This is a genomic window from Streptomyces sp. NPDC001549, assembly GCF_042894025.1.
Taxonomy (GTDB): domain Bacteria; phylum Actinomycetota; class Actinomycetes; order Streptomycetales; family Streptomycetaceae; genus Streptomyces; species Streptomyces kutzneri.
The window spans coordinates 57694-70842 of record NZ_JBIAVJ010000035.1 but is presented as its reverse complement, the minus strand read 5'-3'; the positions used below and the strand labels follow the sequence as shown (position 1 = coordinate 70842).

Here is a 13149-nt window from a genome sequence, read left to right as displayed (position 1 = left end):
ACGAGAACGAAGAGACTTCCTCCAGGCATGCAGACGCCCCCGCCCCAGACAGACCGGACCGAGCCGACCGACGCGGACATCGAGGCGTTCGAGCAGCAGCTCGGCCGCCCGCCGCGCGGGCTGCGCGCCATCGCGCACCGCTGCCCCTGCGGGCAGCCGGACGTGGTGGAGACCGCCCCGCGGCTCCCCGACGGCACCCCCTTCCCGACGCTGTACTACCTGACGTGCCCGCGCGCGGCCTCCGCGATCGGCACGCTGGAGGCCAACGGCGTGATGAAGGAGATGCAGGCCCGGCTCGCCGAGGACAAGGAACTGGCCGCCGCCTACCAGGCCGCCCACGAGGACTACATCCAGCGGCGCGACGCCATCGAGGTGCTCCAGGGCTTCCCGAGCGCCGGCGGCATGCCGGACCGGGTGAAGTGCCTGCACGTGCTGGTCGGCCACTCCCTGGCCGCCGGCCCCGGGGTGAACCCGTTCGGCGACGAGGCCCTGGCGATGCTGCCGGAGTGGTGGGCCAAGGGCGCCTGCGTCGTCCCGTGCGGGGAGAAGAAGACGGACGACAAGGAGCCGGGGGCGTGACCCGCGTCGCCGCCGTCGACTGCGGTACGAACTCCATCCGGCTGCTCGTGGCGGACTGCGACCCGGCCACCGGCGAGCTGACCGAGCTGGACCGCCGGATGACCATCGTCCGGCTCGGCCAGGGCGTGGACCGGACCGGGCGCCTGGCCCCGGAGGCGCTGGAGCGCACCTTCGCCGCCTGCCGCGAGTACGCGGGGGTCATCAAGGAGTTCGGCGCGGAGCGGGTGCGCTTCGTGGCGACCTCCGCCTCCCGGGACGCCGAGAACCGGGCGGACTTCGTCCGGGGCGTCCTGGACATCCTGGGGGTCGAGCCCGAGGTGATCTCCGGTGACCAGGAGGCGGAGTTCTCCTTCACCGGCGCGACCAAGGAGCTGACGGCGCACGAGCACCTGGAGCGGCCGTTCCTGGTGGTGGACATCGGCGGCGGCTCGACCGAGTTCGTGGTCGGCGAGGAGCACGTACGGGCCGCGCGGTCCGTGGACATCGGCTGCGTCCGGATGACCGAGCGGCACCTGGTGGTGGACGGGGTCGTCACCGACCCGCCGACCGCGGAGCAGGTCGCCGCGATCCGGGCCGACATCGAGGCGGCGCTGGACCTGGCCGCCGAGAGCGTCCCGCTGGCCGAGGCGCGCACGCTGGTGGGCCTGGCCGGCTCGGTGACCACGGTCGCCGGGATCGCGCTGGGGCTGCCGGAGTACGAATCGTCCGCGATCCACCACTCCCGGATCTCCTACGAGCAGGTGCGGGAGATCAGCGAGCGGATGCTGACGGCGACGCACGCCGAGCGCGCGGCGATCCCCGTGATGCATCCGGGCCGGGTGGACGTGATCGGCGCGGGTGCGCTGGTACTGCTGGCGATCATGGAACGGATCGGCGCCTCCGAGGTTGTCGTGTCGGAGCACGACATCCTCGATGGAATCGCTTGGTCCATCGCCTGAACGACCTTCGAAGCAGGTTGTGAAGGCCTGTTCGGGCGCTGTTGCGGCAGTGATCCAAACGAACTTCGTGAAGTTCTTCACAAGGAAAAAGGGTCTGTTGGGTCAACAGAAGGGTCCTTTGGGCCCTTCCGGAGGCCCGCAGGCCCTTTTTCGCGTGCGTTCGTGCGATCGGCGGAGGCGGCGGGATCCGCGTCAGAGGTATGGACGAACCCCTGTGGTCCAGTCCGCTTCCGGCCTTGGAGGCCAGTTCAGGACGGGTGAACAACGACTCCGGACGCCTTCTGGTTCCCGTCGTGCGTCATGACCTCCGTCACGTGGGCGGCGGAGTGTAGCAGAGGGTCTCTCAGTCCTTGTGAAGGGGCTCACGAGCGACACCCCTTTGGGTGCTGGATACTCGTTCCATGAGCACCACGGAGCGTCCCAGGATCCTCGTTGTAGGAGGTGGGTACGTAGGCCTGTACGCAGCCAAGCGCATCATGAAGAAGATGCGCTACGGCGAGGCGACCGTCACGGTCGTCGACCCGCGCTCGTACATGACCTACCAGCCCTTCCTCCCTGAAGTGGCCGCAGGCAGCATCTCGCCTCGGCACGTCGTCGTCCCGCTGCGACGCGTGCTGCCCAAGGCAGAGGTTCTCACCGGCCGGGTCACCAGCATCGACCAGGACCGCAAGGTCGCCGTCGTCACGCCGCTCGTCGGCGAGGCGTACGAGCTGCCCTTCGACTACCTGGTGATCGCGCTCGGCGCTGTCTCCCGCACCTTCCCGATCCCCGGCCTCGCCGAACAGGGCATCGGCATGAAGGGCGTCGAAGAGGGCATCGGCCTGCGCAACCACGTTCTCGAGCAGCTCGACAAGGCCGAGTCCACGACGGACGAGAACGTCCGCCGCAAGGCCCTCACCTTCGTCTTCGTCGGCGGCGGCTTCGCCGGTGCGGAGACCATCGGTGAGGTCGAGGACATGGCCCGGGACGCCGCGAAGTACTACTCCACGATCAAGCGCGAGGACATGCGCTTCATCCTGGTCGACGCGGCCGACAAGATCCTTCCCGAGGTCGGGCCCAAGCTCGGCACCTGGGGCAAGGAGCACCTCGAGTCCCGCGGCATCGAGATCTACCTCAGCACCTCCATGGACTCCTGCGTGGACGGCCACGTGGTGCTGAAGAACGGCCTCGAGGTCGACTCCAACACCATCGTGTGGACCGCCGGCGTCAAGCCGAACCCGGCCCTGGCCCGCTACGGCCTGCCGCTGGGCCCCCGCGGCCACGTGGACGCCCAGCCGACCCTCCAGGTCACGGGCACGGACTACATCTGGGCCGCGGGCGACAACGCCCAGGTCCCTGACGTGGCCGCCCGCAAGGCCGGCGTCGAGAACGCCTGGTGCCCGCCGAACGCCCAGCACGCGCTGCGTCAGGCCAAGGTCCTCGGCGACAACGTCATCTCGGGCATGCGCGGCTTCCCGCAGCACCCGTACTCGCACTCCAACAAGGGTGCGGTGGCAGGCCTCGGCCTCCACAAGGGCGTCGCGATGATCGTCATGGGCAAGACGAAGATCAAGCTCAAGGGCCGGCTGGCCTGGTACATGCACCGTGGCTACCACGGCATGGCCATGCCGACCTGGAACCGCAAGATCCGCGTCTTCGCCGACTGGACCCTCGCGATGTTCCTCAAGCGCGAGGTCGTCTCCCTCGGTGCGCTGGAGACCCCCCGCGAGGAGTTCTACGAGGCCGCCAAGCCGGCGCCGGCTCCGGCCGCCGCCGCTGCCCCGGCCGCGAAGGCCAAGGCCTGACCCGTGTGACCGGCAGGACCCGAGCTGCACCTGCCTCACTTGCTCCATCTGCTCCACCTGTACGACCCGTAGGACCTGTACGACCCCGAAGGGGCCGCCCGCCATCCGTGGTGCGGGCGGCCCCTTCGGCGTACCAGGGGCCCGGGATGGGTAGACGGAGGGGTCGGAGCTTTTGTGGAGGTGCGCCATGACCGACGCCGCGCCGCGGCTCGCCGTTGTTGCCGAGACCCTGCTGGGTGCCCCGCTGCCGGTGCGCGTGCGGGCCTGGGACGGCAGCGAGGCCGGCCCGCCCGACGGCCCCGTGCTCGTCATCCACGACCGCCGCGCCGTGCGGCGGATGCTGTGGAGGCCCGGCGAGCTGGGGCTGGCCCGCGCCTGGGTGGCGGGCGAACTGACGGTCGAAGGCAATCTGTTCGATCTGCTGGACCGGGTGGCGGGCCTGCTGTGGGAACGCGGGCCGGACCTGCCGCCCGTCGGCCCCGCCGTCTCCACGGCCCAGACCGGGCCCGGGCCGCTCGCGGCCCTGGGGAACCTCGCGCGCCGCGCCGGGCTCCCCGCGCTCTCCGACCTGCCGGGGGCGAGGTGGCGCGACGCCGCCCACCGGGCCGCCGCGCGCGAGCTGATCGCCCTCGCCGGACCGCTGCCGCCGCCCCCGCCCCCCGCCGAGGAGGCGGACCGGCGGGGCGGAGCACTCCACAGCAAGGGCCGCGACCGCCGGGCCGTCAGCCACCACTACGACGTCGGCAACGACTTCTACGAACGGGTCCTCGGCCCCTCGATGGTGTACTCCTGCGCCTACTGGAGCCCCGGCTCCACCCTGGAGCAGGCCCAGCACGACAAGCTCGACCTGGTCTGCCGCAAGCTCGCCCTGCGGCCCGGGGACCGGCTGCTCGACGTCGGCTGCGGCTGGGGCTCCATGGCGCTGCACGCCGCCCGCGAGTACGGCGTCCGGGTCACCGGCGTCACGCTCTCCCGCGAGCAGGCCGTGTACGCCCGTAAACGGGTCGCGGACGGGGGACTGACCGACCTGGTGGACATCCGGATCCAGGACTACCGGGACGTCAAGGACGGGCCGTACGAGGCCATTTCCTCCATCGGGATGGCCGAACACGTCGGGGCCGACCGCTACCGGGACTACGCCCGCACCCTGCACGCCCTGCTGCGCCCCGGCGGGCGGCTGCTGAACCACCAGATCGCCCGTCCGCCGGAGCCGGACGAGGAGGCGTACCGGATCGACGAGTTCATCGACGCCTACGTCTTCCCCGACGGCGAGCTCTCCCCGCTCGGCACCACCGTCGGCGAACTGGAGCGGGCCGGCTTCGAGGTCCGCGACGTGGAGGCGCTGCGCGAGCACTACGGGCTGACCCTGCGGGCCTGGGTGGCCCGGCTGGAGGAGCACTGGGCGGAGGCGGTCCGGCTGACCTCGCCCGGGCGGGCCCGGGTCTGGCAGCTCTACATGGCGGCCTGCGCGCTCGGCTTCGAGCGGGGCCGGCTCGGCGTCAACCAGGTGCTCGCGGTGCGGCCCACCGCGTCCGGGGATGCCCGGCTGCCGCTGCGGCTGCGCACGTGGGACGCAGAAACGGTCTAGCAGCATCACGGGAACGCGGAAGGGCCCCAGGCGTTGGCGAATTCGAGGGGTCGTTGCAACACGTGGTCGGTTGACTAGGCCGCGAGCAGTTTAGACAGACGCTCGGCTGGGGTTTCCCAGCCGAGCGTCTTGCGTGGGCGGCTGTTGAGTTCGGCGGCCACGGCGTCCAGGTCCTGTCGGCTGTGGGGAGACAGGTCGGTGGCCTTGGGGAAGTACTGCCTGAGCAGGCCGTTGGTGTTCTCGTTGGAGCCGCGTTGCCAGGGGCTGGCGGGATTGCAGAAGTAGACCGGGATGTCGGTGGCGAGGCTGAAGGCGCGGTAGGCAGCCATCTCGGCTCCCTGGTCCCAGGTGAGGGACCGCAGCAGGTGCGGAGGAAGCGTCTTCACGGTCTCGATCAGGGCGTCGCGGGTGTTGTCCGCGCTGTATCCAGTAGGCAGGTGGACCAGCATCACGTAGCGGGTGGTGCGTTCGACGAGGGTGCCGATCGCCGACTTGTGGTCCTTGCCGATGATGAGGTCCCCCTCCCAGTGACCTGGAACGGCGCGGTCTGAGACCTCGGCCGGCCGGTCGCTGATCATGACCATGTTCTGCACTGCCCGGGGCCGTCGTGTGTGGGCCTGCCGGTGCGGGCGCCGGCGGGCGCGTCCGCTCCGCAGGGCCCGGGCCAGTTCACGGCGGAGTTCACCGCGGCCTTGGACGTAGAGGGCTTGGTAGACCGTCTCGTGGGTCACGTGCATCTCCGGCCGGTCGGGAAACCGCTTTCGCAGAGAGTTGCAGATCTGTTCGGGGCTCCACCGAAGGGCGAGGTGGTTCTGAATGAAGTCCCGCAGTTCGGGGTTCTGGCCGATCTTCCCGACCTTGGGACGCGGCCTGCGGGCGTCGGCGCGGGCCTGGGCGGCGTGCGGCCGGTAGTCGCGGCTGTCGGGGTGCCGGTTCCGTCGGATCTCTCGGCTGACGGTGGAGGGGCTGCGGCCCAGCTCGGCGGCGATGGACCGGACCGTGGCCTTCTCCCGGAGCCGGTCGGCTATGTGGATGCGGTCGGTCTGGGAAAGGTACCGAGACAGGCCCGAGGGCGGCACCACCCTGCTGATGGGTGGTGCCGCCCTCTGCCTGCTGTCGGCGCTGCGTCCGTGTAGCCACTTCCTGCCGGTACGTGGATCGACGCCCACGATCCGGCACGCTTCACGGTTGCTGAGCCCTTGATCCATGAGCCGTGAGTATGCCTCGCGCTCTCGGCTCAGCTTCCTGGGCCCCTGAGCTGTTCGATCCCCACGGATCTCGAAGTCCATCGCATCCCCTGAGCTGGGGTGTTGCGACGACCACTAGAACTCAGGGTTGCCTGGGGCCCTTCCGCGTCCTGTGCCGCTGCCGCGGGTGCTACTCCGTCTTGATGGCGGTCAGCATGTTCAGGCGGGCGGCGCTGCGGGCCGGCCACATGGCGGCCAGGACACCGACCACGGCGGCCAGCAGGAGGAAGATGCCGATCCGGTCCCAGGGGAGGATCAGTTCGTAGTTCGGCATGGACTTCGCGATCGTGCTGCCGACGGCCCAGGCGAGGAAGACGCCGATGGCGACGCCCAGGACCGCTCCGAAGAGCGAGATGGCCACGGCCTCCAGGCGAATCATGTTCTTGACCCGGCCCCGGTCGAGACCGATCGCCCGCAGCATGCCGATCTCCTGGGTCCGCTCGAAGACGGACATCGCCAGCGTGTTGACCACACCGAGCACCGAGATGATCAGAGCCATGCCGAGCAGGCCGTACATGATGTTCAGCATCAGGTTGATCTGGCCGCCCATCTCGTTGCGCATGTCCTGCCGGGTGGCGACGTTGATGGCCGGGTTCTTGCCCAGGGCGTCGACGACCTTCTGCTGGCCGGCCTTGGACGACCCGCCCTCGACGTTGACGTACACCTCGCTGACGGCGCTCTCCTCACTGTGCTGGGAGAGGATCTTGTCGTCGAGGACGTACGGGGAGAGCAGGCCCTGCATGTCCTTGTAGACCGCGCCGACCTTGAGGGTGCTCTCCTGGCCGTCCTCGAACTTCACCTTGATCGTGGAGCCGGTGTCGAGCTTCCGGCTCTTCGCGGTCTTCTCGGCGACCAGGACCTCGCCCTTGCCGAGGGAGTCCACCGAGCCGCTGACGGTCTCGATGTTCAGCAGCTGGCCGATGCCGGCCGGGTTGACGCCGGAGGCGGCCCCGAAGTCGTCGTCGACCATGAAGTAGCCGGCCGTCTGCGGGGAGACGGCCTTGATGCCGGGGGTCTTGGCCAGGGTCTCGCTCACCGACTTGTCGAGGTAGCCCATGCCGCCGGCCATGGAGAGCTTGTAGTCGGCCTTGAGCTTCTCGGTGCTCATCCGGTCGACGACCTTGCCGACGGTGATGCCGAGCACCGACAGGGTGGTGACCAGGGTCAGGCCGATCGCCAGGGAGGCGGCGGTGACGGCGGTGCGGCGCGGGTTGCGGACGGCGTTCTGGGAGGCCAGCTTGCCCGGGATGCCGAACACCTTCTGCAGCAGCGGGCGGACGGCGCCGATGACCGGCTTGGAGAGCAGCGGCAGCAGCACGATCATGCCGATGAGCATGAAGAACGCGCCCGCGCCGATGGTCATACGGCCGCTGTTGCCGCCCGTGGACACGCCGAGCAGGACCAGGCCGATGCCGAGGACGCTGATGATCGAGCCGATGACGTTGCGCACGACCAGGGACTTCGCGGTGGCCGGCAGGTGGGCGCTGCCCATGGCCGCGACCGGGGCGATGCGGCCGGTGCGCCAGGCCGGCAGCACCGCGGCGACCGTGGTGACCAGGATGCCGATGACCAGGGCCGCGGTGATCGTGCCCGGGGCGATCACGAGGTCGCCGCCCGGGAGCTTGGCGCCGAAGGAGCCGAGGACGGAGCGTATGGCGACCGCCAGGCCGATACCGCTGAGCAGGCCGACGACGGCGGACAGGGCGCCGACGACCAGGGCCTCGGCGAGCACCGAGCGCATGACCTGGCCGCGGTTGGCGCCGACGGCGCGCAGCAGGGCCAGCTCCTTGGTGCGCTGGGTGACCAGCATGGTGAAGGTGTTGTAGATCAGGAAGATGCCGACGAAGAGCGAGATACCGGCGAAGATGAGCAGCATGGTGCTCAGCTGACTGAGGCCCTCCTCGATGTCCTTGGCCTGCTTTTTGGCCAGCTCGGCGCCCGTCTTCGCCGTGGTGTGCTTGCTGGGGACCAGCAGCTTGATGTCGGCGAGCAGCTTGTCGGCGGAGGTGCCGTCCTTGGCCGCGACCGACATCTCCATGAAGTAGCCGGGCTTGAGGTAGAGCTCCTGGGCGACCTTGGTCTCGAAGAGCACCAGGCTGCCGCCGGCCTGCACGGCGCCGTCCTCGATGGTGAAGACACCGGCGAGGGAGTACTCCTTGACCGGGCCGTTGGTGGCGACGCGGACCTTGTCACCGACCTTGTACTTGCCCGTGTCCGCGGTCGCCTTGTCGAGCGCGACCTCGTCGGCCTTGGCCGGCCCGGCGCCCTGGACGAAGGTGTAGCGCGGGTCCTTGCCGTCCTTGACGGGCGTGTAGTTGGCACCCTGGTTGGACCAGCCGGCGCCGATCAGCTTGCCGTTCTCGTCGCCGACACCGGCGAAGCCCGTGACGCGTCCGGAGACGGTCGCGACGCCCGGGAGCGCCTTGACCTTGTCGAGGGTGGCCTGGCTCAGGCCGGGCTCGCCCTCCTTCTCGCCGTTCTCGTTGCGGCCCTGGCCGTACGAGGTGACGGAGACGGCCACGCCCGCGTAGTCCTTGGCGGACTGGCCGGAGAGGGACTTCTTGAGGGTGTCGGTGAAGACGAGGGTGCCGGAGACGAAGGCGACGCCGAGGGTGACGGCGAGCACCGTCATCAGCAGTCGGGCCTTGTGCGCGAGGACGTTGCGCAGGGCTGTACGGAACATGGGGGATCTCAGTCCTGGGGCTGGAAGTCTGGAGGAGGGTCGGGGAGGAGATCCCGGGTCAGCTGGTGCGGCCCTTGGCGTCGAAGGACTTCATCCGGTCCAGCACGCCGTCGGCGGTGGGGCTGTGCATCTCGTGGACGATCTCGCCGTCGGCGAGGAAGATGACGCGGTCCGCGTAGGAGGCGGCGACCGGGTCATGGGTGACCATCACCACGGTCTGGCCGAGCTCGCGCACCGAGTTGCGCAGGAAGCCGAGGACCTCGGCGCCGGAGCGGGAGTCGAGGTTTCCAGTGGGCTCGTCACCGAAGATGATCTCGGGGCGGGAGGCCAGGGCGCGAGCCACGGCCACGCGCTGCTGCTGGCCGCCGGAGAGCTGGGTGGGGCGGTGGGAGAGGCGGCCCGAGAGGCCGACCATGTCGATCACGGAGTCCAGCCACTGCTTGTCGGGCTTGCGGCCGGCGATGTCCATGGGGAGCGTGATGTTCTCCAGGGCCGTCAGGGTCGGCAGCAGGTTGAAGGCCTGGAAGATGAAGCCGATCTTGTCCCGGCGGAGCTGGGTGAGCTGCTTGTCCTTGAGGCTGCCCAGCTCGGTGTCGCCGATGCGGACGGAGCCCTCGGAGAAGGTGTCCAGGCCCGCGACGCAGTGCATCAGCGTGGACTTGCCGGAGCCCGAGGGGCCCATGATCGCGGTGAACTGCCCCTGCGTGAAGTCCACCGTGACGTTCTTGAGGGCGACCACCTGGGTCTCGCCCTGGCCGTACACCTTGGAGAGGCCGGTGGCGCGGGCGGCCACGGCCTGGGCGGTGTGCGGGGCGTAGTTCATGGTGGTCACGGGACGGCTCCTCGGTCTGCGGTGCGGGGACGTTTCCATCCTCGCCGCGGGTACCCCCGCTCCGGATCAGCCGCCGTGCCTGTTCCTCGCCCCGCTGGAGTCTGACGGCGGGCGGGCGCGGGTCCTCCTCTGGTATGACAGAAGCGCCATCGGCGGGCGGTGGCCCGGGGTGGCGGGGAGGGTGGCGCGGGGGGTGGCGTGGGCCATCGAAATCCCGTCATTCCCGTACAGGTGATGATCGACGTCCAGAACGGGCCGACCGTGCATTCTCGGGTCTGACGAACCCTCAAGCGCCAATAAAATCAGACAACATCGGAAAGTTCGCAGGTTGGCAGGGGGAGCGATCCGGATAGGCTCGGGTCAGCGTTCAAGGCTTTTTCACGGGGGCCGCCACGCCTTGCCCGGATGGTGGAATGCAGACACGGCGAGCTTAAACCTCGCTGGCCTTCGGGCCGTGCCGGTTCAAGTCCGGCTCCGGGCACCATCAATGGCACGGCGCCCGGCCTGCAGGACCGGCCTTCCTGGGACTTGACCGTCCCCGGGGAGTGGGAACACGGGGGAACACGCGCGCCGCGAGCGCCTCCCGCGAACGGAAAAGCCGAAGTCTTCCGTGACGACGTCAACGAGGCGCGGATCCGTCCGGCCGCCGGGCCGGGTGAAGGGCGAGGGGTACGCCGCGGCCGGGCACACGCCCCGGGGCGTGACCGGAACCGGGCCGTCCCCGCCGCGCCGGTCCGGTATGTCGGCGTACGGGGGTCTTTCGCGAGGCTCCCCCTTTATTTACTGCGCTCCGTCGTGGCCTCTCCTAAGATCCTCCTCCAGCAGTAGGGTGCTTTTTTTGCGAGCGCATTACTCTTGATGCAAGGCCGCGCTCGGTGGCCACGGAGGAGTGAGATGAGGAGCAGTAACCCGGTCTTCTCGCGACGGGGGTTCAGCCGCGACAACGGTGGCTACGCGGGCTTTGACGCGCAGCCGCAGCAGGCCGGGACCAACCCGTACGCGACGAACCCGTACGCGGCCGACCCGACCACCGGCATGCCCCAGGCCCCGGCCCGCGCCAACGTGATGACCATGGACGACGTCGTGAGCCGTTCGGCCATGACGCTCGGCACGCTCATCGTGACGGCGACCCTTGCCTGGATGGCGCTGCCGGTCGACCCGGACAACCTCGGCATGTCCTACGGCATCGCCATCGGCGCGGGCCTCATCGCCTTCGTCTTCGCGATGATCCAGTCCTTCAAGAGCAAGCCCGTCCCGGGCCTGATCCTGGCCTACGCGGCGTTCGAGGGTGTCTTCCTCGGCGTCATCAGCGCGGCCGTCAGCACGTACCTCGGCCCCGGCGTGGTCATGCAGGCCGTGATGGGCACGATGTGCGTCTTCGCCGCCGTGCTCTTCGCGTACAAGATGCGCTGGATCCGCGTCACCCGCCGCTTCTACGGCTTCGTGATGGCGGCGACGCTGGGCTTCATCCTGCTGATGCTCGTGAACTCGCTGTTCGCGGTCTTCGGCGGCGGCGACGGCCTCGGCTTCCGCAGCGGCGGCCTCGGCCTGCTGTTCGGCGCCATCGGCGTCATCCTCGGCGCCTGCTTCCTCGCCCTCGACTTCAAGCAGGTCGAGGACGGCATCGCCTACGGTGCCCCGCGCGAGGAGGCCTGGCTGGCGGCCTTCGCCCTCACCATGACCCTGGTCTGGATCTACGTCGAGATGCTGCGCATCTTCTCGATCCTCTCGGGCGACGACTAGCAGGACCCGCAGGCCGGCCACCGGCCTGCGCACGGCATGGGGAAGGCCCCGCGAGCACACCGCTCGCGGGGCCTTCCCGCATCCAGGGTGCGGGAACGGTCGGGTATCGGGGGAGGGGGCTCAGCCGAACCGGCGTGCGGCTCTGCGCAGGTCGTACTCGTGGATGATCGCCTTGGCCTGGCCGTACGACAGCTCGTGCGCGCCGCGCAGCCAGCTGACCTTCTCCTCGAACCGGACGAGTGAGGGGCCGTCGTCCACGGTGCGGAGCCAGTCGGAGACTTCACGACCGGTGGTCTGGGGGATTCTGTCGATCATGTTGCGGTGTGTCCGCTCGGAGAACTCTACGGACATGGGCGCCTCCGGAGGTATCGCCGTGCTGTTCTCTTCACGCCACCGTGCCGGAGAGTTCGCCCGTTGGCAATGGTGCCCGGGCGGCGCGTAAGGTCGGCCAGGTGCTTGATACTTCGCCCCTGACCGCCGTCGTGGAACGCTTCGCCGACCGGCTGCGGGCCGCGCCGCAGAGCCGCCTGCAGCAGGGCGCCGCCGCCGCGGCGCTGGACCTGGCCCGCGAACTCTCCGTACGGGCCCAGCGGATCGAGACGCCAGGGCAGGGTCCGAAGGAGGTGCCGGACGCCGGCATCTTCGTGGTCGGCGATCAGGTGGCGGTGACCGGGCTGGACCTCGCCGAAGCACTGCGCGCCGCGGCCCCGGACAGCGCGAAGGCCCCGTCCGAGGTGCTGGACGAGGCCGTGCGGCTGGTGGAGCAGGCGGAGATCAGAGCGATGCGATGACGCGGTCCGCGAGGATGTAGACGTTGCTGTCGGGGTCCTCGGCGTCACCGCAGGAGAAGGTCAGCGCGTAGGCGCCGGAGATGCCCGAGCCGCCCAGCAGGACCGGCGCGGTGCCCGAGCGCAGGGCCTCGGCGAGGCGCTCCGCGGTCTCCCGGTGCCCCGGGGTCATGCACAGCGTCGTGCCGTCGGTGAAGACGTACACGTCGAGCGTGCCGAGCGGGCCCGGGCGGACGTCCGCGAGGGCCGTACGGGCCTCCGCGAGCTCCTCCAGGCGGTTCACGGTGCGCTCGTGGTCGGCGCCGGGGTGCGAGGCCTGCACCGGTACGAAGTCGGGGTGCGAGGGGTGGCGCCGGCGCGCGGCGGCCAGCTCGGCCGAATCCTCGGGGTACCCGGGGAGCTCGTCGAGGATCTCCTCGCCGAGTACGGGCTCCAGCCCCACCAGGTCGGCCTGCCGGGGCAGGAAGACCGGGCTGTCCTCGCCGAGCCCGGGCAGACCGCCCAGCAGCGAAGGAGCGTCGGCGGCGTCACGGGCCTCCTGCGCGGCCCAGAAGGCCCGCGCCTCGGCGAGCTCGCGCTCGCGCTCTTCGGCGAGGGCCTCGGCCACGGCGGCTCGTATCTCCGCGGCGGGGGACTCCACGGCGCTGCGGGCGTGCGGGACGGTCGCACCGCGGGGGTGCACCGGCACCGCCAGCTCGGTGCGCAGGGCGGTGACCTGCTTGCGCAGACCGTGGACGGCGTGCAGCGCAGCAGCGCCCACGGCGGTGGCAGCGGCCGTGGTCAGCAGCAGGGCAAGAGACATGGCGCTCACTGACTAACTCCTGAGGTGATTCGATCCCCCGACTTCCTACATCAGAGTGTCCCGACCTGGGAATGGCGTGCAGTGCATTACGTCACGAAATGGACAGGGCTTTGGTCACACACGCCGCACCCGTACCAGCTCTGACCTGCGTAAACATCGATCCCC

11 protein-coding genes and 1 tRNA gene are annotated in these 13149 nt (G+C 70.0%); 7 read left to right on the top strand and 5 right to left on the bottom strand.

The window, feature by feature from the left end:
• The first annotated feature begins 27 nt into the window (after positions 1-27).
• The 4 genes from ACFY04_RS38530 to ACFY04_RS38515 all read left to right on the top strand — a co-directional run bounded on the left by ACFY04_RS38530 (position 28) and on the right by ACFY04_RS38515 (position 4889).
• Positions 28-579: a DUF501 domain-containing protein gene (locus ACFY04_RS38530; protein ID WP_389124701.1), complete on the top strand. Its 552-nt coding sequence runs from the start codon at positions 28-30 to the stop codon at positions 577-579.
• The gene (locus ACFY04_RS38525; RefSeq protein ID WP_389124699.1) at positions 576-1517 is read left to right on the top strand and encodes an exopolyphosphatase; all 942 of its coding nucleotides are present in this window, start codon (positions 576-578) and stop codon (positions 1515-1517) included. Before ACFY04_RS38530 ends, ACFY04_RS38525 begins: the two co-directional genes overlap by 4 nt.
• 401 nt (positions 1518-1918) lie before the next feature.
• The gene (locus ACFY04_RS38520) at positions 1919-3301 is read left to right on the top strand and encodes an NAD(P)/FAD-dependent oxidoreductase (protein ID WP_327384983.1); all 1383 of its coding nucleotides are present in this window, start codon (positions 1919-1921) and stop codon (positions 3299-3301) included.
• A gap of 187 nt (positions 3302-3488) precedes the next feature.
• A complete protein-coding gene (locus ACFY04_RS38515; RefSeq protein ID WP_389124696.1) occupies positions 3489-4889 on the top strand; it encodes a class I SAM-dependent methyltransferase in 1401 nt (466 codons plus the stop codon).
• A 74-nt stretch (positions 4890-4963) separates the two neighbouring features.
• Here the strand turns inward: ACFY04_RS38515 and ACFY04_RS38510 are convergent, their stop codons facing one another.
• The 3 genes from ACFY04_RS38510 to ACFY04_RS38500 form a co-directional block, all read right to left on the bottom strand.
• Positions 4964-6097 carry an IS30 family transposase gene (locus ACFY04_RS38510; RefSeq protein ID WP_389124694.1) on the bottom strand — a complete coding sequence of 378 codons (1134 nt, stop codon included), beginning with the start codon at positions 6095-6097 and terminating at the stop codon, positions 4964-4966.
• Between the two features lie 169 nt (positions 6098-6266).
• Positions 6267-8819: an ABC transporter permease gene (locus ACFY04_RS38505; protein WP_389124692.1), complete on the bottom strand. Its 2553-nt coding sequence runs from the start codon at positions 8817-8819 to the stop codon at positions 6267-6269.
• A 58-nt stretch (positions 8820-8877) separates the two neighbouring features.
• Positions 8878-9642, bottom strand: a complete 765-nt coding sequence (locus ACFY04_RS38500; protein ID WP_389124732.1) for an ABC transporter ATP-binding protein — start codon at positions 9640-9642, stop codon at positions 8878-8880.
• Positions 9643-10050: 408 nt separating this feature from the next.
• Between ACFY04_RS38500 and ACFY04_RS38495 the strand changes: the two genes are divergently transcribed.
• Together ACFY04_RS38495 and ACFY04_RS38490 are read left to right on the top strand one after the other, a co-directional pair.
• A tRNA-Leu gene (locus tag ACFY04_RS38495) sits at positions 10051-10135 on the top strand.
• A gap of 410 nt (positions 10136-10545) precedes the next feature.
• Positions 10546-11394, top strand: coding sequence for a Bax inhibitor-1/YccA family protein (locus tag ACFY04_RS38490; RefSeq protein ID WP_389124690.1), 849 nt, complete (start codon positions 10546-10548; stop codon positions 11392-11394).
• Between the two features lie 120 nt (positions 11395-11514).
• Here the strand turns inward: ACFY04_RS38490 and ACFY04_RS38485 are convergent, their stop codons facing one another.
• Positions 11515-11745 carry a DUF4287 domain-containing protein gene (locus ACFY04_RS38485; RefSeq protein WP_389124688.1) on the bottom strand — a complete coding sequence of 77 codons (231 nt, stop codon included), beginning with the start codon at positions 11743-11745 and terminating at the stop codon, positions 11515-11517.
• Positions 11746-11846: 101 nt separating this feature from the next.
• On the opposite strand from ACFY04_RS38485, the gene ACFY04_RS38480 reads away from it, so the two are divergent.
• Entirely contained in the window at positions 11847-12185 is a 339-nt protein-coding gene (locus ACFY04_RS38480) for a hypothetical protein (RefSeq protein ID WP_389124685.1), read from the top strand.
• Here the strand turns inward: ACFY04_RS38480 and ACFY04_RS38475 are convergent.
• Complete coding sequence (locus ACFY04_RS38475; protein WP_351158759.1) at positions 12169-12984, bottom strand: hypothetical protein; 816 nt, start codon at positions 12982-12984, stop codon at positions 12169-12171. The two genes, ACFY04_RS38480 and ACFY04_RS38475, sit on opposite strands and share 17 nt — an antisense overlap.
• Positions 12985-13149: the final 165 nt, after the last annotated feature.

Coding starts and splice junctions, on each gene's coding strand:
- ACFY04_RS38475 (WP_351158759.1), bottom strand. CDS start 12,984: ATGTCTCTTGCCCTGCTGCTGACCACGGCCGCTGCCACCGCCGTGGGC.
- ACFY04_RS38490 (WP_389124690.1), top strand. CDS start 10,546: ATGAGGAGCAGTAACCCGGTCTTCTCGCGACGGGGGTTCAGCCGCGAC.
- ACFY04_RS38515 (WP_389124696.1), top strand. CDS start 3,489: ATGACCGACGCCGCGCCGCGGCTCGCCGTTGTTGCCGAGACCCTGCTG.
- ACFY04_RS38530 (WP_389124701.1), top strand. CDS start 28: ATGCAGACGCCCCCGCCCCAGACAGACCGGACCGAGCCGACCGACGCG.
- ACFY04_RS38505 (WP_389124692.1), bottom strand. CDS start 8,819: ATGTTCCGTACAGCCCTGCGCAACGTCCTCGCGCACAAGGCCCGACTG.
- ACFY04_RS38510 (WP_389124694.1), bottom strand. CDS start 6,097: ATGGATCAAGGGCTCAGCAACCGTGAAGCGTGCCGGATCGTGGGCGTC.
- ACFY04_RS38485 (WP_389124688.1), bottom strand. CDS start 11,745: ATGTCCGTAGAGTTCTCCGAGCGGACACACCGCAACATGATCGACAGA.
- ACFY04_RS38520 (WP_327384983.1), top strand. CDS start 1,919: ATGAGCACCACGGAGCGTCCCAGGATCCTCGTTGTAGGAGGTGGGTAC.
- ACFY04_RS38500 (WP_389124732.1), bottom strand. CDS start 9,642: ATGAACTACGCCCCGCACACCGCCCAGGCCGTGGCCGCCCGCGCCACC.